This window comes from Micromonospora sp. L31, from assembly GCF_052068075.1.
Classification (GTDB): domain Bacteria; phylum Actinomycetota; class Actinomycetes; order Mycobacteriales; family Micromonosporaceae; genus Micromonospora; species Micromonospora purpureochromogenes.
Window position 1 is genome coordinate 1 of sequence record NZ_JBQHDC010000013.1, and the last position, 26,795, is coordinate 26,795.

The window sequence follows — 26,795 nt, forward strand, 5'->3', positions numbered from 1 at the left end:
GGGCCTGCCCGTCGATCCAGCCGAAGCACAGGGCCTCGTCGACCGCCTGCTGCCAGGTCAGCGTCGTGACTGTGCCGCCCTTTTTGGTCAGGGCGAGCCAGACACCGGGCGACGTGGCGTGGTTGGTCGACAACCACGCGCGCAGCGCGTCGGCGTCCGCGACGATCAACTCATCCAGTTCAGCGCTCGCCATGACGGCAGGCTATCGCTGCACTGTCGCTCGGCGGGCCGTCGGGGGCAGGACCTCGATGCTCAGGACGGTCTCGACGTCGGGCCGGCCTGTCGGACTCCTCGTGCACGTGCCGGTGCGGCGAGCGTCGTCCACGACCACGGGCCTCTGACAATCGCCAGCGCCATCCACGGTGGCCGCCAGACGCCCGTACGAGCCGGCGACGCCCGGCGATCCAGCAGCGACCTCAACCGCTCGGTCTGCGGCAGATGTGCACACCTGATCAAGCCTGGACCGCGCCCGCTCGGTTACGCGAAGGACCAGCGGCAAGAGTGATTCGCAGCGTTCGGGTGAGCCCTCCGGAGCGTCCACTTTGCCCCCTATCACATCGTCCGGCGAGCAGATACGCCACCGGCTCTCCCGCGCCGGCAATGCGCGCGCTGAAAAGACGCCTGTCCGACATCGTCTACCGACAAATGATCAACGACGCCGCGGCCGCCGCGGCGACGGGCCCGGGAGGACACCGGGGAACGACAACTGACTCCAGCGTGACCAACTCGCATCCCCAAGCCGGCTCTTCGGAGAAGTCACTCCCGGACCCGCCGAGACCCAGCTTAGAACCCCGCTCCCAGCGTTGTCTTGACACAGAGGGGAGCCATGAGCGTATTTCTGATCATCCGGTTGGAACGAGGAGTTCGGTGAAGCTCTGGGCAGGGCTGTCCCAGCCGCCTCGCAAGGTGCAGAAGCCTCACGATCCGCCCGGGCTGGGGCCGAATGCGGGTGCTGCGGCGAACAGGAGAAAATGGACGGATGAGGGAGCGGACCGGCCTGACCCAGGTGGAGTACTTCGTACTGCACGAGTCCGACGGCGACGCGCCCCTGCCCGAGATCGCCGACGCCTGGCTCGACAACGGGGCGAGGTCCCCGACGGTCGAGGAGGCCGTGCCGGCGCTCGCCGGGGCGCTGGTGAGCCTGACCGCCGACGGTCTGCTCGAGGTGCGGCGGTTCACCAGTTGGCCGGCACCCTGGAATGGCGGCGCGCGGGTCGAGGGTGAGCACCTGCGCGCCGAGGTGGGCGGCGTCGATACCTGGCTGCCCGGCCCCGTCCGGATCGGCCTGCTGGTCGCCCGCGTCACCGAGGAGGGCGGGGCGTACCTCTGACTCCCCGCCAGAGGGCGTCGCGGCGCGGTGGCAGACTGGCCCGGTGGACGAGGATGCCGACGGGCAGTGGTGCCTGACCCGGTTCTTCGACACCGGCGACGAGCGCCAGGGGGCGGTGGGCTGACTCAGCCGACGACGGCCCGGAGCAGGGCGATGTCGTGCTGGTCGACGGCGCGCGGCGGGTAGCCCTCCCGGAAGCGCAGCTGCTGGGCCACCGACAGGCAGGGCACCGGCCGCCCGCCGATGGTGCCCTCGGCGAAGCCGTCCGCGGCGTAGCCGAAGCTGGCGCCGTCCAGTCCCTCCTGGACCCCGCTGCCGTCCGGCCGGAACGCCACCGGGTGCAGGTCGACCCGCCGGCCGTCCGGCGCGGTCAGCTCGGCGCGGACCGGCAGCCAGTCGACGGTCACGGCGAAGTCGAGCCGGTGCAGCAGGGCGAGGACCGCCGCCTGCTGGGCGGCGTCGACGGCGAGGTCGAGATCGCTGTGCGGTCGGGTCTGCCGGCCGACCACCGCGTCCACCGCCCAACCGCCGGCCACCCAGGCCCGCAGCCCGTGCCCGGCGAACTCCGTCAGCAACGCACTCACCTCGTCTGCGTCCACCCGGCCAGCCTGCCAGACGGTGCCGACGCGCCCTGGCAGGGTGCCCCCCGCCCGCCCGTTGATCATGAAGTTGTTGGCCACGACACGCCAGGCGGCGGGGCGACAACTTCATGATCGACAGAGCGGGGGCGGGGTGGTGGTCAGGGTGGCCCGGGGCGTTCGGGCAATGGTTCAGACGCTTTCCTGCCAGATTTCGAACTCGGTCGGCGGCGAGTGGGTGAAGCGGCCCCAGACCGGGTGCGCCGAGATCCGGGCGAACCAGTCGTCGAACGGCTCCGGCCCGCCCCGGAACCACCAGTCCTCGTGGTGCCCGGTCCACTCCGGGTCCGGCCCGAACCGGTATTCGGCGTGCAGTTGGACGTACCCCTCGTGGTCGCCGTCGGCGTCGACCACCTCGAACTGGCGCACGACGCTCAGGACGAACGCGGCGTCGCCGGTCGCGCCGACCGTCGCGTACTGGAACAGCAGGCCGTCCTGCTCAGGCAGTTCGGTCGACACCTCGAACTCGACGGCGGCGAAGCGTCGCACGGCGTCCAGCAGCCGGGCCGGCGGCGGGACGGTGGAGTCCGGCGCGGCGAAGCCGCCGAGGTCGCGGAAGGCGGCCTCGGCGGCTTCGATCGGCAGTCGTCGGGTCATGCCGTCATCCTGCCCGCCCGGGCCCGGCGGCGCGGGCCCGGGCGTCGGCGGGTCGGCCTACGGCCACGGCCCGGCCGCCAACTGCTTACCGATGTACGCCAGCACGTTGCGTGCCTCGGCCGCGGTCTTCGTCTGCAGGATCAACCGGTTGACCTCGGCGTAGTAGGCCGGACTGTGGGTGGTGGAGTGCACAGCCGCGCCGAGCGGGTTGGCCGAGCTGACGAACCGGGGCAGGTAGACGCCGTTCGCCGCCTCGTTGATGCCCACCCCGAGGCTGGTCAGGTGCGCCCGGGCCGGTGCCGCCGCCTTGGCGCCGCTGGCCACGATGTGGTGCGCGGCGGTCTCCGCCGGGCGGACCACGTTCGCCGCGGTGAGGCTCCCCGCCAGGGCCTTCGCGTTCACCGAACACGGACCCGAGTTGTGGACGAGCACCGCGTCGGCCGCCCGGCCGTCGCCGGTCACCACGTAGAAGGTGTGGATGCCCGCGACGGTCAGGTTGTGCACCCGGTCGACCCGGGTGTACGGCGTGAGCCCGTCCACCATGGCGGTGCGGCCGTCGGCCAGCCGGACGACGTCCCCGAGCGCGAGCTCACCGGCGTCGACCCAGGCCCCGGCCCCCACCACCCAGAACGGGTGCTTGTCGGTGGCGGTGATGACCTCGCCGTTGACCTCGACGTCGACCAGGTGCTTCACGCCCTGGCCGATGATCAGGTGAGTCACCTCGCGGGGTCCGCGCTCACCGGTCTCCGGGTCCTCGGCGAGGACCAGGTCGCCGGTGCGGACGTCCTCGATCGGCTTGGTGCTGCCGTCGGCCATCACCACCCGGGTGCCGGCGGCGAAGCTGTTGCCGACACAGGGGATCTTCGCGGCCGTCTCCACCACCTTCTCCGCGGTGCTGGGCACCGCGCGGGCCGCGACGTCGTCCGCGGCGGCCGCCGCCACCTTCGGCGCCGCGGTGGCCGCTCCCTTGATCGCCGAGGTGGCCATGCTGGCGCCGGCGCTGCCGACGATCGAGATTCCCGCGTCGATCAGCTCGGCGTTCGACTTGCTGACCCCGGCCGCCTGCAGGCCCGAACTGGTGAAGGAGCTGGTCTCCTCGCCGCTGAACAACTGCCGGGCACCGCTGATGGCGACATCGACACCGTGCACCGCCACCGCGCCACCGGCGACCGCGCCCACACCCGTCCAGCTCGTCGCGGCCCCGAGTGCCACGCCCGCGGCTGCCTCGGCGACACCGCCGACGAGTTTCACCCCGCCGAGCACCCTGTTCCAGGGGAATCTGCCGTCGGGATCACCCAGGCGTATCGGGTTGTTGTAGGCGTACGTGTAGAGCGCCAGGTTCATCGACGCGTACACGCCGCCGTTCGGGGTGCCCTCCAGGTAGTTCTCCAGCACCGGGTCGGGCGTCTGCCAGACCTGGGTACGCGGGTCGTAGTAGCGGGCGCCGTAGTAGTAGAGGTTGGTCTCCTGGTCGTACTCCTTGCCGGTGTACCGGTGCGGCACCGGCTGCGAGGAGTGCTCGCTGACCCAGGTCTCGCCACCGGGGAAGTACTGCAGGTGCTCGCTCATGCCGCCCTGGTCGTCGGTGACGAACCCGGTCGACCCGAGGTGGTCGCTGTGCGAGTAGTACTGCCGGTCCTCGCGGCGGAAGTCCGGCTCGACCAGCTTGGTGGTGAGCTTGTCCTGGCCGATGTAGACGTGCTTGAACTGCTGGTTGCCCCGGGTGGAGTAGTTCTGGTTCGGGTAGATGTGGAACTGCGCCCCGTCCTTGACCACCCGGCTGCCCTGGTCGTCGTAGTAGTAGCGGGCGCTGTTCGGGGTGCCGCCGGCGTTGTCGCAGGACGCCGGGGTCTGCGGCAGGGTCTTGCTCTGCACGTTCTCGTGGCTGCAGGCGAGGCGGTTCTCCTCGTCCCAGATCATCTGCCGGCGCGGTCGGGGCTGCTGCTCCCGGCTGATCTGGTTGCCGTTCTCGTCGTACTGGAAGGTGTAGATGCCGATGCTGGTCGGCGCGTGCGGCTTCGCGCTGCCGTAGGCGTACCCGTAGTTGTAGCTGAGCTTGCCCTCGACGATCGTGTTGCCGTTGCTGACCAGCTCGTGGGTCTGGCTCTTGCTGGTGATGTTGTGCAGGCTGTCGTACTTCAGGTCGACCCGGTAGCGGTCGGTCTGCGGGGTACGCGGCTGGTAGCTGCCCTCCGCGTGGGTGAGCTGGTAGAGGTCGTCGTAGGTGTAGCTCTGCTTGCTGGGACCGCCGACCTGCATGCCGACCTCGGGGCCGCTGGGGGCCACCGTGTCGTTGGCGATGGACATGATGTTGCCGACGTTGTCGTAGCTGTAGTCCAGGTTGTGGAACACGTAGCCGTTGGAGAGCTTCGCCTGGATGTTGCTCAGCCGCCGGTCCTCGGTGTTGTACGAGTAGCGGGTGCGGGTGCCGTTGCCGGTGTCCAGCAGGATCCGCTGCTCGAACTTGTCGTAGTCCAGCCGCTTCAGGTAGTCGTAGCTGAACTCGCCCTTGACGCCCCGGGCCGAGTCGACCTGGCCGCCGCTGTTGTAGTGGTAGGAGAGCTTCTCCCCGTCCGGCCAGGTCATCGAGAGCATCCGGTTGAACGAGTCGTACCGGTACTCGGTGGTGAAGGTCTGGATGTGGCTGCCCTGGGCGGGGGTGGTGCGGGTCTCCTTGACCAACTCGCCGAGCGGGCCGTACCGGCGGTTGACCTTGCCGGCGCCGTCGACCACGTCGGTGATCCGGTTGGCCGCGTTCTCCGGCGCCCCGGGAGCCCCGTAGGTGTAGCTGACGTTGTTCGCCGGGAAGACCGGGTACCGGATCGCCTTGAGCCGGGTGTAGTCGTAGTCGTACTCGATCGCCTTCGACACCGCCGCCAGCTTGCTGGTGACCTTGCGGACCAGGTTGTTGGCCAGGTCGAAGGTGGAGGTGACGGTGCCGGAGTCGGGGCTGGTCAGCGACGTACGCCGGCCGAAGTTGTCGTACGTCGAGCGGGTGACGTTGCCCTTGTCGTCGGTCGCGGCGACCAGCTCACCGATCGGGTTGTAGCGGTAGCTGGTCCAGATGACCGGCTGGCCGCCGGCCGGGTTGAACTCCTTGACCGCCGTGGTGATCTGCCGGGCGTCGGTGTAGGTGCGCTTGGACTTGCCGTTGGCGTCGGTGACCACCGTCTCGAACTGGGTCACCCCGTCCCGGTCCGGGCCGAAGCCGTACTCCATGGTGGTGGCGGTGCCGTCCGGGAAGGTGGTGCGGGTGGTCCGGTCCAGCACGTCGTAGCGCACCTCGGTCGGGGTGACCGGGTCGTACGCGGGGTTGAAGGTGAGGTTGCCGGCGCCCTTGGGCTCGGTCACCGGGTACCAGCTCTTCACCGCCCGGCCCAGGAAGTCGTACGTCACCCGCCCGGAGACCACCATCACGTCCTCAGGCGCGCCGTCCGGGGTGGCCGGCACCGCGGCGTCCTTCTTGGTCTGGGTGGTGCGGTTCAGGCCGTCGACGAAGGTGATCGTGTCGATGGTGTCGTCGCGGACACCGCCGTCGGCCTCGCGGTCCACGTGCCGGGTGACCGCGTACGGGTACGCCGCCTCCGGGTGGTACTCGAAGTCGATGGTGAAGCGGTTCTCCGGGATCTCGTACGGCCCGGAGACCTGGTCGAGCCGCCCGACCGCGTCGTAGGTGTTGCGGATCTGCTGGTTGTTGAAGTCGGTGGTGGTCTCCACCAGGCCGAACTTCAGGTTGTGGGTGGCCGTCGACCGGTAGCCGAAGCTGTCGCTGATCGACTCGACGTGGGTGTCGACCACGTCGTCGTAGGTGTAGTCCAGCCGGTACCGCTGGCCGGCCTGGTTGGCCGGGCCGGTCACCGACTTCAGGTTGCCGTCGCCGAAGTACTCCAGGTCGGTGGTGGCCGTCGTGCCGTCGGCGAGGGCGACCCGCACCTGGGTGAGATCGCCGGTGGTGCAGTTGATCGTCGACTCGCGGTGCCGCATCAGCGTGCCGTCGCCGCGTACGTCGATCTGCTTCGGCATGCCGACCAGGTACGCCGCCTGGCAGGCCGGATCCTGCGAGGTGTAGACGATCCGCGCGTCGAGGTCGTCGGCGGCACCCGCGTCGGCGGCGTCGAACTGCCGGGTCAGGTTGCCGACGTCGTCGTACTCCCGGGTGACGTAGGTGGTCTTGCCCGGGCTGGCCGCGCCCTCGTGGTACCTCACGTCGGTGCGGGAGTTCTGCGGGAACAGCGTCGCGGTGGTGCTGGCCAGGTCGGCCGGGGAACCCGGCGACGAGACGTTGCGGGCGGTGTAGGTCTGCACCGTCTCCTGGTACGGCTTGCCGGCGCCGTCGGCGGTCAGCTCCTGCTCCAGCAGCCCCTTGGTGTAGAAGCTGTCGGTGCGGAAGGTGCGGGTGACGCTGCGGCCCACGGCGTCGCCGTTGGCGTGGTCGCGGTGCTTCTCCACCACCGTGCCGTAGCCGCGGAACTCCCGCTCCCGTCGGTCGTAGACGCCGCCGTCGTAGTCGTAGGTGACCAGCTGCACGTCCTGGCCGTCACCGGGCCGGCCGTCGTTCACCGAGACCTTCGCCAGCACCCAACGCGACTGCGGCTGGCCGTAGGTGTTGCCGTCGCGGGTGTAGTCGAACTCCATCCGGCCGCCCAACGGACGGTCGACGGAGGCGAGCAGGTTGGTCCGGCCGGTCCGGTTCTCGGCCACCACGAGCTGGTTGTCCCGGGTGGAGGAGAGGTGGTCGGCGTACCCGTCACCGTTGATGTCCCGCAGCGCCTGCTCGGTACGGCTGGCGCCGGTGGCGATGTCCGCGCCCGGGTTGATCACGACGCAGACCACGGTGAAGCAGATGCCGAAGGTGAAGTAGACGCCGCCGCCCAGCTTGGCGTTGCGGTCGCCGTTGACGTCGGTGAGGCTGCCGTGGAACGGCACCGGCGGCTCGAACCCGTTGCCGGTGTTGAAGCCGACCCGGATCGGGCTGCCGGAGAGGACCTGGTCCAGCAGGCCGTCGCCGTTCATGTCGGCGAGCGTGCCGGCGGAGGAGGACCGGCCCTGGCTGAACGAGGCGCCACCGGCGAAGCCGTAGAAGTCGGTGTTGAAGCCGATGTTCAGCCCGGCGTTGGTGCCGCTGCCCTTGTTCAGGCCGGCGGGGTTGCGCCACTGCTCGGCGGCGGCGAAGGCGTACCCGAGGTTGAGCGCGACCTTGCCGTTCTCGTACACCCGGTCGGGCAGGCTGTCGCCGTTGACGTCGAGCAGGTCGAACGCCCCGTCGGAGCGGGTGCCGCCGAAGCTGCCGCCCACGCCCAGCGGCGGCATGTCGTTGCCGGACTGGGCGCTGGTGGCCGCGGAGGTGCCGGGTGGGCTGTCGTACCCGCGGCCGGTGGAGATGGTCCGGGCCGCGCTGCCGGCGCTGGCGTTGCCGGAGACGTTGGTGCTGCGCCGCACCGCCCCGTCGGGCAGCGTGCCCCGGGTGTCGCCGAGCGCGCCGTCCGGGTCGGTGTACTGCACCGCGCCGGCCCCGACCACGTCGGGGAACTGGTCGCCGTTGAGGTCGAGGAAGTCGACCTGCCCGGTGCTGTCGCCGGTGGCCAGGCTGCCACCGATCGACCCGATGCCGCCGCCGACGCTGCCGGTCAGCGAGACCTGCTGCGACCGGGACAGCCGGGGCACCGCGGTCGCCCCGGCGAAGTCCTGCGGCCGGGGCAGGTTGATCGAGTCCACGCCCAGCCGGGAGCTGCTGACGCTGCTCCGGGCGATCCAGGAGTGCTCACCGGCGCCCCACCGACCGTCCTGCGGCGACGGGGTGAACGGGGTGACCTTCGGCGGGTCGACCCGGGGGTCGGCGGCGAAGTCGTCCTTCTGCGCCTGCGGGTCGACGCTGTCCGGGAGCTGGTCGCCGTAGTGCTCGTCGACCACCAGGTCGTCCTGGTTGATCGGCTGGGTCGCCCGGTCCTTGTTGCCGTTGTAGCCGACCGCGCCCCAACCCCGGTACGGCTGCGGGAACGCGCCCTCCTCGGCCGCGCTGTGGAAGGCGCTCGGCGCGCTCGACCCGCCCACGGTGACCGACTGGCCGGTGAGGAACGCGCGCAGCTTCGGGTCGGTGGTGCTGAAGTCGAACCACAGCTCGTCACCGGTGTCGGCGGCGATGTCGAAGGCCCCCGGCGAGGTCAGCACCCCGTTGTTGACCTGGAAGTACCGCTTGGCCACCAGTTCGCCGCGGCGCTTGACGGTGAACGCCACCCGGGCGGTGGGGTGCTCGGCGCCGAAGGCGAAGCTCAACGTCGGCTCCACGCTCAGTGTCCCGCCGCTGGTGACGGTGTACGCCGACTGCGGCGCGGTCAGCCCGTCGACCGGGAACAGGTCGAGGGTGTACGGCGGGTGCACGTCGATGAACGGCTTGCCGTTGGCGTCGGTGAGCCGGTCGACCCCCGGCGCGGCGGTGTAGTAGGCCCGCGGCGTCCAGGTCAGCTTGTCCACGTCGACCGGAGAGTCGACCCGGATCCGCCACTGCAGCGTCTGTCCCTGCTGGACGTCCAGGTCCAGGTTGACCGGCACACTGCCGGTGGTGCCGGCGGCCAGCGTCTGCTCCAGTACCGGCGTGCCGTTGCGGGTGATCAGCACGGTCACGTCGTCGGAGGTGGCGCCGGCCTTCACCAGGTCACCGGAGAGGTGCATGGTGCCGGTGAGCGGCACCTTCACCGTGGCGGCCCGGCCGCCGAGGGTGAAGTCGCGCGAGGCCTGGAAGCGGTACGACGGCAGGCCGTTGGCGTCCAGCGGGTCGCCCACGCCGACGTAGCTGACCTTCGGGTCCCAGGTCACCTCGTCCAGTCCGCCGTCGGCGGCCGAGCCGACCCGGAAGTAGAGCCGGTCGCCGCGTGACACGGTGACCGCGTCCACGCCGGTCGGCGTCTTCGCGCCGTCGTCGTCGGCCTCGATCCGGGCCGACCAGAGTTCCGTGCCCTCCTTCTGCACGGCGACCCGGACCCCGTCGGCGGTACGCGACTCGGCGCGCGCGGCGGCGGTGCCGGGGGGCAGCTGCACCGCGCCCTCGACCTTGACCGTGCCGTCGTACGGCGCCACCCAGCGGCGGACGCTGTCCAGCAGCGGGAACGAGTCGGTCAGCCGGTCCCGGTCGGCGTTGAACGAGTCGAACAGGCCGGTCGCGTCGACCTCGCCCTGGCCGATCGGGACGGGGGTGTCGCCGCTGACCCCGTAGACCGGGACGCCGTTGGCGCCCACCCGGCCGAACAGCACGCTGGCGCCGTTGACCAGGTCCTGGATGCCGTCGCCGTTGACGTCGCTGAAGTACTGCTCGGTGGTGGCGAACGAGTTGACGTAGTCGAGCTGCGCGGCGGCCGCGCCCAGGTAGCCCTCCACGCCCAGGGTCAGCGTGTTGCTGGACTCGCCCATGATCCCCGGCAGGTTCAGCGGCTGCGCCTGGGCGGCGAACGTCGCCTCACCGGTGGGGCCGGAGAGGTTCTTGCGGTACTTCACCGACCCGCCGTCGCGGAAGACCTTGTCGGGCAGCGAGTCGCCGTCGACGTCCACCAGCGCCAGCAGCCCCTTGTCGCTGCCGTGGCTGAAGCCGACCTTCACGCCGACCGAGCCGGACTTGCTCGGCGAGCTGCCCACGCCGACGTACAGGTGGCCGCCGCCGCTGGTGTTGGTGTTGGCGTTCAGCGCGCTGGCGTTGCCGGCCTGCTCCGGGGTGAGGTTCAGCGCCGCGCTGCTGAGCCCGTCACCGGGCGAGGTCCACGGCTGCGCCCGGAACGCCTGGTACTGCCCGGCGGAGTCGCGGATGTCGTCGTGGTAGCTGAACCGGTGCCGGTTGAACTCGTGGCCGTCGGCGTCGTACTGGATCACCGCGTCGAGCAGCGTCTTGGCGAACGCGCCCCGCTTGTAGGTGAACTCGTAGCGGCGGATCAGGCTGTCGTCGAGGGTGACCTTCACCTCGCGGAGCAGGTCCGCGGTGACCCGCTTGAAGCCGCCCCGGGCGTCGATGGAGGTGTCGACGCGCAGCGCCTCGCCCCGCTCGCGGTCCCGGTCGAAGCTGACCGCGTACCGGCCCTCGCTGGTGCCCTGGCCCGTGTAGGTGATCTTGTCGACGTAGAGGTTGCGGCCGGGCACGCTGCCGCCGGCCAGGCCGGTGTCGGCCACCTTGGCGTAGTGGTAGCGCATGAAGTTGCCGCGCGGGTCGCGCACCTCGCGGACCGACCAGAGGAAGACGTTGCCCGCGTCGTCGGCCAGGCTGGCGTCGGTGGCCGGCCCGTCGGCACCCGCCACCGCGCCGTAGTGCCAGTGGATGCCGTTCTTGTCGGTGACCTCCCAGGTGTAGTTCTTCGGGTTCGTGCCGTGCCGGACGATCCGCGCGAAGCTGCCCTCGATCCGGGTGTGGAAGACCTTTTCGGCGCTGCGGGCCACCGGCGCGCCCCGGTGCGCCACCGGGGTGAGCTGTTCGCCGTTGAGCAGGTACGTCTCGGTCTCGGTCGCGCCGGCGTACCGGGGCACGCCCCACCGGGTGTCCACCGAGATGCTGGGCACCGAGAGGTCCCAGCCCACGCCGGTCCAGCCGTTGCCGGAGGAGGAGCTGTAGGAGAGCCCGAGCTGCGGGGTCAGTCCCTGCCGGCCCGGCGGCACCTGGATCGGGTACGCCAGGTGGTTCTCGCCCTGGTTGTTCGCCGACGGCGGGGCGATCAGGTTGATCCCGGAGCCGGGGTCGGCGGCCTGGATGCCCTTGATCTGGTTGGGGTTGAACTGCACGCCCTCCGGGTGCTCCGGCACCGTCACCGTCGCGTTGATCATGTCGGTGAAGTGGTCGGTCAGCGAAGTGACGGTGTGGTTGACCTCGTCCACCGACACCCGCTCCAGGACCTGCCAGCAGGTCTGCACGTCGTCGAAGAAGTACGTGTAGATGTCCTGCGCGGTGAACTCCTCGGTGAGCAGCGCCGGGTCGTACGGCAGCGTGACCTGGATCGAGGCGGCGAACTGCTGCGGGTGGGGGGTGAACCGGTAGCCACCCCCCTTCGTCTTGCCCGTCACGTTGGTCATGCCGCTGTCCAGCTTCGGGGTCAGCCCCTTCGGCAGGACGGTGACGCCGATCCCGGTCGGCAGCCGGACCGCCTTCGGCCCGATGGCCAGCTTCGCCCCGCCGTACGAGACGGTGGCGGCGATCCCGGGCGCGACCACCTGCTGGTAGTCCGGCAGGGTCGCCGCCACGTTGGTCATCGCCGCGGTGCCGGCGCTCTCGCCGCAGGCCGGGCCGGGCGTGGTCGCCGACTGGGTGCTGGTGCGGTCCGGTCTTTGGCGCGCCACCGAGGCGGACAGTCCGGAGGTGACGAGGGCGAGCACCGCGAGGACGGCCAGCAGCCTGGTCCATCGGCTCGTCAGAGCGTGGAGGCGGAACCCGGGGAGGGGAGGATGCCACATGGTCGAGACCCCTTCGGCGGCACACGTGGGACGAGGGCTCACGCAGTATCGACAGGTCTCAGCGCCGGGCGACATTGGCCATCGCAGCATTTAAACTGTCGGATAGTAGATGTAACGTCTACTCAGCGTGAGGCGCTGCGGCTTCCCTTGCCGGCACGCCCGCCCCGGATCCGGCTCCGCGCGGCACCGCCGGCCGAGGTTCCCGGGCCCCCGGCCGCAGCCCGCCGACCAGCAGCGGGGCCACCGTCAGCACCAGGCAGGCCGCCGACATCACCCACAGCGCCGGGATCAGCCCGAGCGCCGCCGCCGACCAGCCGCCCAGCAGCGCGCCGACGGGCAGCCCCAGGAAGGCCAGCGAGCCGGAGATGCCGATCACCCGGGTCTGCAACGCCTCCGGGACCCGCTCGTAGAGCGCCGCGCCCAGCAGCGGGTTCACCGTCGCGATCGCCATCCCGGACAGGAACGTCACGGTGAGCACCACCACCAGCTCGTCGCTGAGCGCGAGCGCCAGCAGCCGGGGCGTACCGCTGGCCGCCGCGCCCACCGCGAAGGTCAGCTGCCGCGGCAGCCGCGGCCCGGCGGCGGTGAAGAGCACGTTGCCCAGCAGCGCGCCGCCGGCGAAGACCCCCAGCACCAGGCCGAAGCCGGCCGGGTCGCCGAACACCTCGGCCACCCAGAGCGGGATGTAGACCGCCACGCTGGCGTTGGCGAACATGTTCAGCGCGGAGACCACCACCAGCATCGTCAGCAGCATCCGGTCGGTGCGCAGGTAGCGGAAGCCGCCGCGCAGCGCCCGCAGGTAGCGCTCCCGGGGCGCCGGCTCGGTGGGTGCCGGCGGGTGCACGAGGACGCCGATCAGCAGCGCGCAGACCGCGAAGGTCGCCGCGTCGATCCAGATCGCCCACGTCACCCCGACCCAGGCGATCAGCAGCCCGCCGAGCACCGCGCCGAAGAGCGTCACCCCGCGCACCAGCCCGTCGTAGGCCGAGGTGAGCCGGATGAGCGGCACCCCGGCGCGCTGCGCGGCCGGACGGAACATCACGTGCTTGACCCGGTCGCCGATGCCGCGCAGCCCGCCGGCGACCGCGACCAGCGCGACCAGCGCGCCGAACCCCAGCCAGGGCGCCAGCGCCACCACGGCCATCGCCACCGCGCTCGCGGCGTCCGCGACGATCGAGGTACGGCGCACCCCGAACCGGTCGGCCCAGGGCGTGGCCAGCGCGCTGGAGAGCATGTACGGCAAGGTCTCCGCCGCCGCGACGAGGCCCATCTTCGTCGGGCTGCCGGTGGTCTCCAGCACCAGCCAGGGGATCGCCACCACCGAGATCCGGCTGCCCAGGTTGGAGATCAGGTCGGCGGCGACCAGGACGGTCAGCTCCCGCCGCGGCTTCACGCCGGGCTGCCGATCCCCGCTCCGGTGGCCTCCGGCGCCGGTGGCCGCGTGGCGGCGTGCCGGGCCCGCAGGGCCAGCTTGTCCACCTTGGCCGAGCGGTTGAGCGGCAGTGCGTCGAGGAACTCCACCCCGCCGGGCGCCCAGGTCTCGCTCAGCTCGGCGGTCACCAACGCGATCAGCTCGTCGCCGGTCACCGTGGCCCGCGGCGCGCGCACCACGTACGCGTGGGGCAGCTCGCCGGCGACCGGGTCGGGTACGCCGATCACCGCGGCGGCGCGTACCTCGGGGTGCCCGGCGAGGACGTCCTCGATCGGGCGGGAGTAGATCGGCCAGCTGCGCTGCCGGGTGAGGATCCGGTCCTGCAACCGGTCGACCAGGTAGAGGTAGCCCTCGTCGTCGAGGTGGCCGATGTCGCGGGTCCGGACCCAGCCGTCGACCAGCGTCTCGGCGGTCAGCTCCGGCTGGCCGTGGTAGCCGGCGAAGCTGAGGTTGGTGCGCACCCACACCTCGCCGTCGGCGCCCGGGGGCAGCACCCGCCCGTCGGCGTCGCGGATCTCGATCGCCACGTCCCCGTACGGCTTGCCGCAGGAGCGCAGCCGCTCCGGGTGGGCCGGGTCCTCGGTCAGGCCGGGCAGCGCGGTGATCACGACGGCCTCGCTGAGGCCGTACACGATGCGCAGGACCGGGCCGAAGCGCGCGATCGCCTGCCGCAGCCGGGCCGGCGCGGCGGGCCCGGCGCCCACGTTGAACATGAACATGGCGGAGAAGTCGGCGCCGTCCAGGGCCGGGTGGTCGAGCACCTGGTAGAGCATCGGCGGGGTGACGAAGGTGGAGTTGATCCCCTCCTGCTCCACGGTGCCGATGAACGCCACCGGGTCCCACTGCTGGCGCAGGAAGAGCACGCCACCGGTGAAGAGGTTGAACAGCGTGGTGATCTGCCCGCTGGCCAGCCACATCGGCGAGTGCGACAGGTGCCGCAGCAGCGGGAACCCGGCGGCCCGGAAGTCGGCGGCCAGGGCGAGGATCTGCCGGTAGAAGCTCTCCCGGTGGTGCACCAGCTTGGGCGTGCCGGTGGTGCCGCTGGTCTGCAGGAACGACTCCGGCGCGGGTGCGGCGTCGGGCAGTTCGACCGGGGCGCCGGGGGTGAGCTCGGCGCCGAGGCGCAGCACCGGCACCCCGGGCAGCGAGGCGGCGATCTGGACGCCGAGGCCATCGGTGGCCCGGGCGTCGTGCACGAAGACGTCGGGACGGGCCAGCCGGACGAACTCGTCGATCTCCCGGCGCGAGGTGACCGGGGCGATCCACATCGTCCGGCAGCCCAGCAGGTGCAGCGCGAGCTGGAGCAGCGGCCCCTCGACGGCGTTGCCGAGCATCACCAGCACCGCCGCGCCGGGCCGTACGCCGTGCGCGGCGAGCGCGCCGGCCAGCCCGCGCACCTCGTCGGCGACCTCGGTGTAGCTGAGCCGCCGGCCGTCGCCGACCAGCGCCTCCCGGTCGCCGAAACCGGCGAACAACTCCAACGCCTGGTGCACGTAGCTGGTCGGTCGATCGGTCATCGCACAGCCCCCAGTCGATGCGTGGCGGCCGGCGCGACCTGCCCGGTGGGACGCGTCGCGGCGACCGGCAGACAATGGCATCCGGGCAGGTCAGAGCCCGGGACGCGACGGGTGCGCGGCATGGCGACCGCACCGCCGCCGGGTTACGAGCCTAGGGGCGGGACGTCCTGACCGGACAGAGCCGAACGGTGTTCGGCGCCTCCCGCCGGACATTTGATCACGTCGATCGGGTTGATTGACGCCCGTCAGCGCCAGCGGCTAGGTTTCTGGACCATCGTCCGGGCGGTGCCGATCATGGACGCCGACTCCGGGCTGCCAACGATGGAGGTTCCATGTCGACCCCGAAGAGATGGCACGTCATAGCTTCCGCGGCCACCCTGCTGGTCGTGGCCACCCCGGCGGTGGTGGCCAGCGCCGGCCCGTCCGACACCGACACCGACACCGCCCGGCACGGGCGGGCCGAGTGGGCGGGCAGCTGGGCCGCGGCGGTCACCCGCGGCAACACCGTCGGCCTGACCAACACCGGCCTCAACAACCAGAGCATCCGCATGATCGTGCACACCAGCGTCGGCGGCGACCGGCTGCGCGTGCGACTGACCAACCTCTACGGCGACCAGGCAGTCAAGGTCGGCCACGCCACCGTCGCCCGGCCGAACACCGGCACCCCCGACGACCGGTCCGACATCGACGCGGCCACCCTGCGCGAGCTGACCTTCGGCGGAGCCACCTCGGCCACCATCAACAAGGGCGCCGAGCTGCTCAGCGACCCGCTCGACGTCGCCGTGCGGGAGCAGGAGGACCTCGTCGTCACCCTGCACTTCCCGGTGCTCACCGGGCCGGTCACCTTCCACGGCCAGTCCAAGGTCACCAACTTCATCGGCGCCACCGACCTGACCACCGCGGCCGACGGCGCCGGCTTCACCATCCGGCCCAACTGCTGCTGGATGTTCCTCTCCGGGCTGGACGTCGAGCGCCGGCACACCCCGGGCTCGATCGTCGTCCTCGGCGACTCCATCGGCGACGGCAACGGCAGCACGGTCAACGCCAACAAGCGCTGGCCCGACCTGCTCGCCGACCGGCTCGTCGACGCCCGGCCCGAGGTGCGCACCCCCGGCGTGCTCAATCTCAGCCTCGCCGGCAACCGGCTCAACCACGAGGGCCCGGAGCCGGGCGCCGGTGGCTTCCCCGGCTATAACGAGCTGGGGCCGAACGCCCTGGCCCGGCTCAACGAGGACGTCTTCCCGCAGACCGGGGTGAAGACCGTCGTCACCCACCTGGGCATCAACGACATCTGGATGTCCGGCGACTCCGCGGAGCAGATCATCGCCGCGCTGCGGCAGGTCAACCAGCAGGTCAAGGCGCGCGGCCTGCGCAGCCTGGCGGCCACCCTGACCCCGTACGAGGGGCACGGGAACCCGGGGGTGTGGACGCCCGAGAAGGACGCCACCCGGCAGGCGGTCAACAGTTGGCTGCGCGGTGCGGGCGCCCACGAGTTCGACGGGGTGCTCGACTTCGACGCGGTGCTCCGCGACCCGGCGCAGCCGGGCCGGCTGCTGCCCGCGTACGACTCGGGTGACCACATCCACCCGAACGACGCCGGCAACCAGGCGATGGCGGACGCCGTACCGCTACGACTGCTCGGACTGTGACACCGGTGGGGCGGCGGGGTGACCCGCCGCCCCACCGTCCATCCTGGGGAGGAAGCAGCAGCGTGGACGTCGACGAGATCCTGACCGGCCTCTACAGCGAGCAGGGTCGGCAGAACCCCTATCCGTGGTACGCGGCCCTGCACGGGCACGGTCCGATCAGCACCGTGCCGAGCCGCGCCGAGCACAGCACGATCAGCACCGTCGCCGTCGGGTACGACCTGGTCAGCCAGGTGCTGCGCGACCCGCAGTGGTACAAGCAGGCCCCGCCCGGCTGGCAGGAGCAGGAGATCCTGCGCACCTTCAACTCTTCGATGATGTTCGTCAACCCGCCGGACCACACCCGGATGCGCGCGGTCTTCGCCAAGACGTTCACCCCGCGCCGGCTGGGCGCCCTCGAACCGGTGATCGTCCGGGTCGTCGACACGCTGCTGGACCGGATGGCCGAGGCGGGCGCCGACGGCACCGAGACGGACTTCGTGGCCGACTTCGCGTACCCCGCGCCGGCGCTGGTGATGGCCGAGTTCATCGGCCTGCCCGAGTCCGACCTGTCCTGGTACCGGCAGCGGGTCGACTGGATCGACGAGTTCCTGGACGTGGCCGGGAAGACCCCGCAGCGCCTCGCCCAGGCCAACCAGGCCGCCGAGGAGCTGCGCGACTACTACCGGGACCTGATCGCGCACCGCCGCGCGCGGCCCAGCGAGGACCTGATCAGCGGGCTGGTCGAGGCGGTGGACGCCGGCGACGTGGCGCTGACCGAGGAGGAGCTGATCAGCAACCTGATCGTGCTCTTCAACGCCAGCTTCGTGACCACCGTCTACCTGTTCAGCAACGGCCTGCCGCTGCTGCTCGCGCATCCCGACGTCGTCGCGGCGCTGCCCGGCGACGACGCGCTCGCCCGGGGCTGCGTGGACGAGGTGCTGCGGCTGGAGTGCCCGGTGCACTTCCTGGCCCGGGCCGCGCCCCGCGACACCGAACTCGGCGGCGTACCGGTCCGGCGGGACGAGAACGTCCTGCTGATGATCGCCGCCGCCAACCGCGACCCGGCCCGCTTCCCCGACCCCGACCGGTTCGACCCGCGCCGGGACGGGCCGCCCTCGCTCGCCTTCGGCGTCGGCCCGCACTTCTGCCTCGGCGCCGCGGTGTCCCGGCTGGAGGGGCGGCTCGCCCTGCCCCGGCTGCTGGCCCGCTTCCCGCGGCTGACGGTCACCCGGACACCGACCTACAGCGGGAGCCTCTTCCTGCGCGGCATCGACAAGCTCTTCGTCTCGACCGGCGGATAGGAGACGACATGCCCCTCGACCCCCAGGTGGTGGCGTACCGGGCCGCGCGGGCCGCGGCCGGCACGCCGCCGCTGTACACCCAGACCCTCGCCGAGGCCCGCGCCGCCGACCTCGCCGCGATCCGCGCCGGCGGCGGCGACGTCGAGCCGGTCCACGAGGTACGCGACACCCACGTTCCCGGCCCGGCCGGCGACCTTCCGGTACGGGTGTACCGGCCGGCCGGCGCCGGCCCGCTGCCCACCCTGCTGTACTTCTTCGGCGGCGGCTGGACGCTGGGCAGCGTGGACACCGCCGACGGCATCTGCCGCCGGCTGGTCAACGCCTCCGGCGGCCAGGTCGTCACGGTCGGCTACCGGCTCGCCCCCGAGCATCCGTTCCCCGCCGCGGTGCACGACTGCCACGCCGCGACCGCGTGGATCGCCGCCCACGCCGAGGAGTTCGGGGCGGACCCGGAACGCCTCGTGGTCGGCGGCGACAGCGCCGGCGGCAACCTGGCGGCGGCGGTGACCCTGCTGGCCCGCGCCACCGGCCCCCGGCTCGCCGGGCAGCTGCTGGTCTATCCGAACACCGACCAGCGGGCCGACCGTGCCCCGGCCGGCGACGAGGACCCGCTGCTGTTCAACCGGCACTCCGTCGACTGGTACCGGCGGCACTACCTGCCCGACCCGGCCGACGCGGCGGACCCGCTCGCCTCCCCGCTGCTCGCCGCCGACCTCACCGGCCTTCCGCCGGCCCTGGTCGTCACCGCCGAGTACGACCCGCTGCGCCAGGAGGGGGAGCGGTACGCCGAGCGGCTGCGCGAGGCGGGCGTGCCGGTCACGCTCAGCCGGTATCGCGGGATGATCCACGGGTTCTTCGCGATGCCCGGCGTCTTCGACGCCGGCCGGCGGGCGCAGGACGAGGCCGCCGCGTTCCTGCGGGACCGCTTCGCGCTGGCCGGCGCGGGATCGCCAACCGACGACACGCGGCCGGACACCGACCCGGCCGCCGGCGGCGGGTCGGCCCGTGACCTCGCCGCCGGTGCCGCGCGGGGAACGGGTGGGCCGGCCGATGGCTGACCCGGTGCGCTCCGACCTGCCGGCGCCCCGGCCCGCCCCGACGTGCCCCACCGACGACCGACCACCGGTCTGCCTGGGGGACTTCGCCGAGCTGGCCCGGGCGGCGGTGCCGCCGGGTGTCTGGGACTACGTCGACGGCGGCAGCGGCGCCGAGACCACCCTCGCCGCCAACCGGGCCGCCCTCGACCGGGTCGCCGTGCTGCCCCGGATGCTCACCGGGGTGGACGATCCCCGCACTGCGGCGACGCTGCTGGGCCGGGAGCAGGCGATGCCGGTGGCGGTCGCGCCGATGGCGTACCAGCGGCTGCTGCACCCCGACGGCGAGTCGGCGCTGGCGGCGGCCGCCGGCGCGGCCGGGGTGCCCTACGCGCTCAGCACGTTGAGCAGCACCACGATCGAGGAGGTCACCGCCGCCGGCGACGGGCCAATCTGGTTCCAGCTGTACTGGCTGCGCGACCGGGGACTGGTCGCCGACCTGCTGGACCGGGCCCACACCGCCGGCTGCGCCGCGCTGATGGTGACCGTCGACGTGCCGGTGCTCGGCCGCCGGCGGCGCGACGTGCGCAACGCCTTCGCGCTGCCGCCGGACGTCACCGCCGCGAACCTGCCCGGCGGCCGGGACGACCTCGCCCACACCGGCACGCCCGGGGTGTCGGCGATCGCCGCGCACACCGGCGCGGTCTTCGCCCCGGCGCTGACCTGGGCCGACCTCGACTGGCTGCGGGACCGTACCCCGCTGCCCCTGCTGGTCAAGGGCATCCTCGACCCGCGCGACGCGGTGCGGGCGGTGCAGGTCGGCGCGGACGCCGTGGTGGTCTCCAACCACGGCGGCCGGCAGCTCGACGGCGCCCCCGCCACCGCCACCGTGCTGCCCGAGGTGGTCGCCGCCGTCGACGGCCGCGCCGAGGTGCTGCTGGACAGCGGCGTCCGCAGCGGCACCGACGTGCTGCGCGCGCTCGCCCTCGGCGCGACCGGGGTGCTGCTGGGCCGGCCGATGCTCTGGGCCCTCGCGGCCGGCGGGCGGGCCGGCGCGGAGACGGCGCTGGCGCTGCTCGCCACCGAACTGCGCGACGCGCTCACCCTCGCCGGCTGCGCCGACCCGGCGGCGGCCCGCGACCTGCGTACCCTGACCGGAGGTTGAGCCGTGGACGAACCAGTGGACCTGGACCTCGCCTCGTTGCACCCGGCTGTCGACGACCCGGCGTTGACCTCGATGAACTTCCTCAACGAGGTGGCCCAGCACTGGCCGGACGCGGTGTCGCTGGCCGCCGGCCGCCCGTGCGAGGAGTTCTTCGACGACGACGCGCCGCGCCGCTGGCTGGACCGGTTCCGCCGGCACCTCGTCGAGGACCTCGGGCAGGGCCCCGAGCAGGCGCGGCGCACCTTGTTCCAGTACGGCCGGACCAAGGGCGTCGTCCATCAGCTGGTCGCCCGCAACCTCGCCGTCGACGAGGGCGTCCACGTCGATCCCGAGGCGGTCGTCGTCACGGTGGGCTGCCAGGAGGCGATGTTCCTGGTGCTGCGCGCGCTGCGCGCCGGGCCCCGGGACGTGCTGCTCGCGGTGGCCCCGACGTACGTCGGGCTGACCGGCGCGGCCCGCCTGCTGGACCTGCCGGTGCGGCCGGTGGCCGGCGGCCCGGCCGGCGTGGACCTGGCCGACCTGCGCGACCAGGTGCGCCGGGCCCGCGCCGAGGGACTGCGGCCCCGGGCCTGCTACGTGATGCCGGACTTCGCCAACCCCTCCGGCGCCAGCGTCAGCCTGGAGGATCGGCGGCGACTGCTCGACCTGGCCGCCGAGGAGGAGCTGCTGCTGATCGAGGACAACCCGTACGGCCTCTTCCCGGCCGGCGAGCAGGGCCGGCTGCCCACCCTCAAGGCACTGGACACCCGGCGTCGGGTGGTCTACCTCGGCTCGTTCGCCAAGACGGTGCTGCCCGGCGCGCGGGTCGGGTACGTGGTCGCCGACCAGCGGGTCGCCGGCCGCGACGGCGCCGGCGGGCTCCTCGCCGACCAGCTCGCCAAGATCAAGAGCATGGTCACCGTGAACACCTCGCCGCTGGCCCAGGCGATCATCGGCGGGGCGCTGCTGGAACACGACTGCTCGCTGGTCACCGCCAACCTGCGCCAACGGGCGGCGTACGCCCGCAACCTGCGCCACCTGCTCGCCGGCCTGGCCCGCCGGTTCCCAGGCCCCTCGCCGGTGCGCTGGAACGCGCCGGCCGGCGGGTTCTTCGCGGTGGTCACCGTGCCGTTCCCGGTCGACGACGCGCTGCTGCGCCGCTCGGCGGAGCGCTACGGGGTGCTGTGGACCCCGATGGCGCACTTCTACGACGACGGCGCGCCGGTCAACGCGCTGCGCCTGTCGGTCAGCGCGGTCACCCCGGACCAGATCGACCTCGGCCTGGACCGGCTCGCCGCGCTGGTGGCCGACGAACTCGACCGCGCGCCGCTGCCCACCGGATGACACCGCACCGTCGCCGATCCGCCACCCCCGGTGGCCGTCGGCTCCCCATCGAGCGGCCATAATGGACGCCATGGTCGCTTGGGAGTATGCCCTGCTGGTCCGCCGCTACCAGGGGCAGGGACGCAATTTCCATGTCTCGTTCGTCTGGTACGGCCCGGACGGGTCGCGCACCGACATCACGGCGTACGGCGACACCGCGATCGCGCACCTCAACCGCGCCGGCCGGGAGGGCTGGGAGCTGGTCTCCGCCGGCGAGGACGTGAACAACGTGCAGGGCAGCACCGAGGTGCACCGCTACCACCTGAAGCGTCCGATCCCCTGATCCCGCCCTGTTGCTAGCGTGACCTTCCGGCGCGGGAGGGTCCGCCGGCGGGGACGGAGGGCGAGGATGAGGCAGCGGTACGCCGTCGGCGTGGACTTCGGCACGCTGTCCGGCCGGGCGGTGGTGGTCGCCGTCGACGACGGCGCCGAGCTGGGCAGCGCGGTGCACCCGTACCGGCACGGAGTGCTGACCGAACGGCTGCCCGCCGGCGTCCCGCTGCCGCCGGACTGGGCGCTGCAGGACCCCGAGGACCACCTCGACGTGCTGCGCGTCGCGGTGCCCGCCGCGCTGGCCGCCGCCGGGGTCGACCCGCGCGACGTGGTCGGTATCGGCGTGGACGCCACCTCCTGCACCGTGCTGCCGACGCTCGCCGACGGCACCCCGCTCTGCACGCTGCCCGGGCTGCGGGACCGGCCGCACGCCTGGCCCAAGCTGTGGAAGCACCACGCCGCCCAGTCCCAGGCCGACCGGATCAACGCCGTCGCCCGGGAACGCGGCGAGACCTGGCTGGGCCGCTACGGCGGCCGGGTCTCGGCCGAGTGGCAGCTGGCCAAGGCGCTGGAGCTGCTGGAGGCCGACCCGGAGGTCTTCGACGCCGCGGAACGCTGGATCGAGGCCGCCGACTGGATCGTGTGGCGGCTCTGCGGGCGGGAAACCCGCAACGTCTCCGCCGCCGGCTTCAAGGGGCTGCGCCAGGACGGCCGCGAGCCGTCCCCGGAGTTCCTCGCCGCGCTGCACCCGGCGCTGCCCGGGCTGCTGGCCAAGGTCGACGGGCCGCTGGCCGCGCTGGGCGCCCGGGCGGGGACGCTCACCGCCGAGGCGGCCGGCTGGACCGGCCTGCCGGAGGGAACGCCGGTGGCGGTCGGCGCCATCGACGCGCACGTCACCGCGGCGGCCGCCCGCTGCGTCGCGCCCGGGCGGATGCTCGCGGTGCTGGGCACCTCCACCTGCCTGATCATGAACGCGGACGACTGCCACGAGGTGCCCGGCGTGTGCGGGGTGGTCGACGGCGGGGTGAGCGCCGGCAGTTGGGGGTACGAGGCCGGGCAGAGCGGGGTGGGCGACATCTTCGCCTGGTACGTCGACCGGGCGCTGCCCGCGTCGTACGCCGAACAGGCGCGGCGGCGGGGCGTCAGCCCGTACGAGCTGCTGGACTCGCTCGCCGCCGAGCAGCCGGTCGGCGGGCACGGTCTGCTCGCGCTGGACTGGCACAGCGGCAACCGCTCGGTGCTGATGGACCACGAGCTGAGCGGGGTGCTGGTCGGGCTGACCCTGGCCACCCGCCCAGAGGAGATCTGGCGGGCGCTGCTGGAGGCGACCGCCTTCGGGGCGCGGACCGTGGTCGAGGCGTTCACCGCCGCCGGGGTGCCGGTGCGCGAGCTGACCGCCGCCGGTGGCCTCACCGCCAACCGGCTGCTGCTGCGGATCTACGCCGACGTGCTGGGCCGGCCGCTGCACGTGCTGGACGCGGCGCAGCCGGCGGCGCTGGGCGCGGCCATCCACGCGGCGGTGGCCGGCGGGGCGTACCCGGACGTGTCGACCGCGTCGGAGGCGATGGGTGCGCCGCACCGCGAGACGTTCCACCCGGACCCGGCCCGCGCCGCCGCCTACGACGAGCTGTACGCCGAGTACCGGGCCCTGCACGACCACTTCGGCCGGGGCGGCACCGACGTCCTGCACCGCCTCCGCGCCCTCCGCAACCGCGCCCACCACACCCCCTGACCCGGCCCCGGCCCGCGCACCCCGCGGGCGACCTCGGTGATCAAGAGGTTTGCGTCGGGGAGAGCGCATTCCCGTGACCGAAACTTCTTGATCACCGGGGGTGCGGGGGAAAGGGGAGGGACGGCGACGCCCCGCCGGGCGGGGCCGGGCGGGGCGTCGGGGGGTGAGGGTGGGGTCAGCCCAGGTCGACGGCGGGGTAGAGGGGGAAGCCGGTCAGCAGCTCGTTGGCCTGCTTGCTGATCTTGTCGGCCAGCGCCGGGTCGAGGACGTACTTGGCCTTCGACGGGGTGCCGTCGGGGTTGCTGCCGGCCTGCGTCTGGCTGAGCACGGTGTGGATCAGCTCGGCGGTGGCGTCCATCTCGGCGACGCCGAGGCCCCGGGTGGTCAGCGCCGGGGTGCCGATCCGGATGCCCGAGGTGTACCAGGCGCCGTTCGGGTCCTGCGGGACCGCGTTGCGGTTGGTGACGATGCCCGAGTCCAGCAGCGCCTGCTCGGCCTGCCGGCCGGTCAGGCCGTAGCCGGAGACGTCGAGCAGCACCAGGTGGTTGTCGGTGCCGCCGGTGACCAGCTTCGTACCCCGGCGCACCAGGCCCTCGGCGAGCGCCTGGGCGTTGTCGACGATGCGCTGGGCGTAGTCGGTGAAGTCGGGGCGGCGAGCCTCGGCCAGGGCGACGGCCTTGGCTGCCATCACGTGCGGCAGCGGACCGCCGAGCACCATCGGGCAGCCCCGGTCCACCTGGTCGGCCAGCTCCGGACCGCAGAGGACCATGCCGCCGCGCGGGCCGCGCAGCGACTTGTGGGTGGTGGTGGTGACGATGTGCGCGTGCGGCACCGGGTCGAAGTCGCCGGTGAAGACCTTGCCCGCGACCAGGCCGGCGAAGTGCGCCATGTCGACCATGAAGGTGGCGCCGACCGAGTCGGCGATCTCCCGCATGATCCGGAAGTTCACCTTCCGCGGGTACGCCGAGTAGCCGGCGACCAGGATCAGCGGCTTGAACTCCCGAGCCGCCTCGGCCACCCGGTCGTAGTCGATCAGGCCGGTGGCCGGGTCGGTGCCGTAGCTGCGCTGGTCGAACATCTTGCCGGAGATGTTCGGCCGGAAGCCGTGGGTGAGGTGGCCGCCGGCGTCCAGCGACATGCCGAGCATCCGCTGGTTGCCCAGCTCGCGGCGCAGCGCGAACCAGTCCGCCTCGGTGAGGTCGTTGACCTGGCGTACCTGGGCCTTCTTCAACGCCGGGGACTCCACCCGATCGGCCAGGATCGCCCAGAACGCCACCAGGTTTGCGTCGATGCCGGAGTGCGGCTGCACGTACGCGTGCGCGGCGCCGAACAGCTCCCGGGCGTGCTCGGCGGCGAGCGCCTCGACGGTGTCCACGTTCTGGCAGCCGGCGTAGAAGCGGCGGCCGACGGTGCCCTCGGCGTACTTGTCGCTGAACCAGTTGCCCATGGCCAGCAGGGTGGCCGGGGAGGCGTAGTTCTCGCTGGCGATGAGCTTGAGCGACTCGCGCTGGTCGGCCAGCTCGGCGCCGATGGCGTCGGCCACCCGGGGCTCGACGGCGCGGATCACCTCGAGCGCGCTGCGGAATGCGGTGGATTCGGCGTTCAGCGACATGCGACCTCCTACAGACGTGCGGAAGGCCCAGGCGCTCGGCGTGCGTCCTCATGACGGGACCGCTTCCCGATGGTGCTCCATCCCCACGCGCCAGTCACGGCCCGCGCCGATCCTACCGGGTCGCGCCGGCGGGGCCCGCCCGACCTCGCCGGACGGGGTGGACCGGCTCAAGTAGGAGCAGCACCGGAAGATGGCCGAGCCGGGCTCGGCGGACTGACGCGCCCGCCGCCGCGCGGCCCCACGCCCGCGGCGCGCTCTGCGTACGATCGGCGGATGCCATCCGAGGACGCCGGCGGCAGCCTGGTCGCCATCAGCGACCTGCACGTCGGGTACGCGGAGAACCGGGCGCTGGTCGAGGCGTTGCGCCCGTCCTCGCCCCGCGACTGGCTGATCGTCGCCGGGGACGTGGGCGACACCGCCGCCGACGTCGAGTGGGCGCTGGGCCTGCTGGCCGAGCGGTTCGACACGGTGGTGTGGGCGCCGGGCAACCACGAGCTCTGGACCCCGCGGGGCGACCCGGTCACCCTGCGGGGCGTGGCCCGCTACCAGCACCTGGTACGCCGGTGCCGGGAGCTGGGCGTGCTCACCCCGGAGGACCCGTACCCGGTGTGGCGGGGGCCGGGCGGGCCGGTGCTGGTGGCGCCGCTGTTCCTGCTCTACGACTACAGCTGGCGGCCGGAGGGTTTCGACACCCGCGAGGCCGCCCTGGCCGAGGCGTACCGGACGGGAATCGTCTGCACCGACGAGTTCCTGCTGCACCCCGACCCGTACCCGAGCCGCCACGAGTGGTGCGCGGCCCGGGTCGCCGAGACCGCCCGCCGCCTCGCCGACCGCGATCCGGCCCTGCCGACCGTGCTGGTCAACCACTGGCCGCTGGTGCGGGAACCGACCCGGGTGCTGCGCTACCCGATCTTCGCCCAGTGGTGCGGCACCGAGGCCACCGCCGACTGGCACCGCCGCTTCGACGCCGTCGCCGTGGTCTACGGGCACCTGCACATCCCCCGGACCACCTGGCACGACGGGGTCCGCTTCGAGGAGGTCTCGGTGGGCTACCCCCGGGAGTGGCGGCGCCGGGGCGTACCTCCGGGGCGGGTGCGGCAGATCCTGCCGGCGCCGGACGGGGTGCCGCCGACCGCCTGGTGACGCGCGCCGGGGCCCGGCCGACGGCCGGACCCCGTGCGGGATAGCGCTCAGGCGGTCACCGCGTCGACGGCCTTCTTGATCGCCTTGGGGGCGGTGGGGGTACGCGGCGCGTCCTTGCGCATCGCGATCATCCGCTCACCGATCTCCTGGAGCTGGTTGCGGCCGAGGGCCTCGCGCACCTTCGGGAACCACTCCTGCTCCTCCTCCTCGACGTGGTGCTCGACGTTCTCGATCAGCACCGTGGTCTTGGCGACGAAGCGCTCGTCGGAGGCGTCCATCGCGGCCAGCTCCGCGCAGAGCAGGTCGGCGACGTGGTGCTCCTCGTACGACTCGAGGATGTCGTCCTCCAGGTCGGGCAGGAGCTTGCGGACCTCCGGGTACATCACCTCGTTCTCCAGGTAGGTGTGCACCGTCAGGGCTTCGAGGATCTGGTTCACCAGCTGCTGGCGCTTGCTGGCCGGACCCTCCTCGGCCTTCTGGAACTCCTTGAAGAGTCGGCGCATCTCCTTGTGGTCCTCTTTGAGCAGGACGATGGCATCGGTGGACACCGGCAGACCTCCTTGTTTCCGACTGACGTCTGCCCCGGTACCCCGAGGGTGAGCTGCGAAAAC

General features: G+C 72.6%; 16 protein-coding genes, 1 pseudogene and 1 riboswitch. Of the genes and pseudogenes, 9 read left to right on the forward strand and 8 right to left on the reverse strand.

All coding sequences use genetic code 11. The features are described 5' to 3' along the window. Positions 1–193, reverse strand: a 193-nt coding sequence (locus ACTMS9_RS26625; RefSeq protein ID WP_441166281.1) for a YdeI/OmpD-associated family protein, incomplete at its 3' end; no start/stop codon positions are given. Positions 194–979: 786 nt separating this feature from the next. Here ACTMS9_RS26625 and ACTMS9_RS26630 point away from each other — a divergent pair. Next, complete coding sequence (locus ACTMS9_RS26630; RefSeq protein ID WP_441166282.1) at positions 980–1,330, forward strand: hypothetical protein; 351 nt, start codon at positions 980–982, stop codon at positions 1,328–1,330. A 125-nt stretch (positions 1,331–1,455) separates the two neighbouring features. Here ACTMS9_RS26630 and ACTMS9_RS26635 read toward each other — a convergent pair whose 3' ends face one another. The 5 genes from ACTMS9_RS26635 to ACTMS9_RS26655 all read right to left on the reverse strand — a co-directional run bounded on the left by ACTMS9_RS26635 (position 1,456) and on the right by ACTMS9_RS26655 (position 14,934). Beyond that, positions 1,456–1,929: a nucleotidyltransferase domain-containing protein gene (locus ACTMS9_RS26635; RefSeq protein ID WP_441166283.1), complete on the reverse strand. Its 474-nt coding sequence runs from the start codon at positions 1,927–1,929 to the stop codon at positions 1,456–1,458. 171 nt (positions 1,930–2,100) lie between these two features. Continuing rightward, on the reverse strand, positions 2,101–2,565 hold the full coding sequence (locus ACTMS9_RS26640; protein WP_441166284.1) for a hypothetical protein: 465 nt from the start codon (positions 2,563–2,565) through the stop codon (positions 2,101–2,103). Between the two features lie 57 nt (positions 2,566–2,622). Next, on the reverse strand, positions 2,623–11,985 hold the full coding sequence (locus tag ACTMS9_RS26645; protein WP_441166285.1) for a SpvB/TcaC N-terminal domain-containing protein: 9,363 nt from the start codon (positions 11,983–11,985) through the stop codon (positions 2,623–2,625). A gap of 118 nt (positions 11,986–12,103) precedes the next feature. Next, positions 12,104–13,378 (reverse strand): MFS transporter, encoded by a 1,275-nt coding sequence (locus tag ACTMS9_RS26650; protein WP_441166286.1) that lies wholly within the window; start codon positions 13,376–13,378, stop codon positions 12,104–12,106. Continuing rightward, entirely contained in the window at positions 13,375–14,934 is a 1,560-nt protein-coding gene (locus tag ACTMS9_RS26655; protein WP_441148756.1) for a class I adenylate-forming enzyme family protein, read from the reverse strand. Before ACTMS9_RS26655 ends, ACTMS9_RS26650 begins: the two co-directional genes overlap by 4 nt. A 359-nt stretch (positions 14,935–15,293) precedes the next feature. Here ACTMS9_RS26655 and ACTMS9_RS26660 point away from each other — a divergent pair, with 359 nt between their 5' ends. The 7 genes and pseudogenes from ACTMS9_RS26660 to araB all read left to right on the forward strand — a co-directional run bounded on the left by ACTMS9_RS26660 (position 15,294) and on the right by araB (position 23,429). Further along, positions 15,294–16,583: an SGNH/GDSL hydrolase family protein gene (locus ACTMS9_RS26660; RefSeq protein ID WP_441148772.1), complete on the forward strand. Its 1,290-nt coding sequence runs from the start codon at positions 15,294–15,296 to the stop codon at positions 16,581–16,583. Positions 16,584–16,645: 62 nt separating this feature from the next. After that, positions 16,646–17,863 carry a cytochrome P450 gene (locus ACTMS9_RS26665; RefSeq protein WP_441148755.1) on the forward strand — a complete coding sequence of 406 codons (1,218 nt, stop codon included), beginning with the start codon at positions 16,646–16,648 and terminating at the stop codon, positions 17,861–17,863. A gap of 8 nt (positions 17,864–17,871) precedes the next feature. Beyond that, positions 17,872–18,792 (forward strand): annotated as a pseudogene (locus tag ACTMS9_RS26670) (alpha/beta hydrolase); the annotation flags it as partial. Between the two features lie 121 nt (positions 18,793–18,913). Beyond that, positions 18,914–20,062, forward strand: coding sequence for an alpha-hydroxy acid oxidase (locus ACTMS9_RS26675; protein ID WP_441148754.1), 1,149 nt, complete (start codon positions 18,914–18,916; stop codon positions 20,060–20,062). Between the two features lie 3 nt (positions 20,063–20,065). Further along, a complete protein-coding gene (locus tag ACTMS9_RS26680) occupies positions 20,066–21,385 on the forward strand; it encodes a PLP-dependent aminotransferase family protein (protein ID WP_441148753.1) in 1,320 nt (439 codons plus the stop codon). A 61-nt stretch (positions 21,386–21,446) separates the two neighbouring features. Further along, positions 21,447–21,707, forward strand: a complete 261-nt coding sequence (locus tag ACTMS9_RS26685; RefSeq protein WP_154936474.1) for a hypothetical protein — start codon at positions 21,447–21,449, stop codon at positions 21,705–21,707. 66 nt (positions 21,708–21,773) lie between these two features. Next, positions 21,774–23,429: a ribulokinase gene (gene araB, locus ACTMS9_RS26690; RefSeq protein ID WP_441148751.1), complete on the forward strand. Its 1,656-nt coding sequence runs from the start codon at positions 21,774–21,776 to the stop codon at positions 23,427–23,429. A 175-nt stretch (positions 23,430–23,604) separates the two neighbouring features. On the opposite strand, the gene ACTMS9_RS26695 is transcribed toward araB, so the two are convergent. Next, on the reverse strand, positions 23,605–25,041 hold the full coding sequence (locus ACTMS9_RS26695; RefSeq protein ID WP_441148749.1) for a glycine hydroxymethyltransferase: 1,437 nt from the start codon (positions 25,039–25,041) through the stop codon (positions 23,605–23,607). 18 nt (positions 25,042–25,059) lie between these two features. Next, positions 25,060–25,149, reverse strand: a riboswitch (ZMP/ZTP riboswitch). Positions 25,150–25,314: 165 nt separating this feature from the next. Here ACTMS9_RS26695 and ACTMS9_RS26700 point away from each other — a divergent pair. Beyond that, positions 25,315–26,184: a metallophosphoesterase family protein gene (locus tag ACTMS9_RS26700; protein WP_441166287.1), complete on the forward strand. Its 870-nt coding sequence runs from the start codon at positions 25,315–25,317 to the stop codon at positions 26,182–26,184. Positions 26,185–26,231: 47 nt separating this feature from the next. On the opposite strand, the gene ACTMS9_RS26705 is transcribed toward ACTMS9_RS26700, so the two are convergent. Beyond that, positions 26,232–26,732 (reverse strand): hemerythrin domain-containing protein, encoded by a 501-nt coding sequence (locus tag ACTMS9_RS26705; protein WP_179805259.1) that lies wholly within the window; start codon positions 26,730–26,732, stop codon positions 26,232–26,234. Positions 26,733–26,795 lie beyond the last annotated feature (63 nt).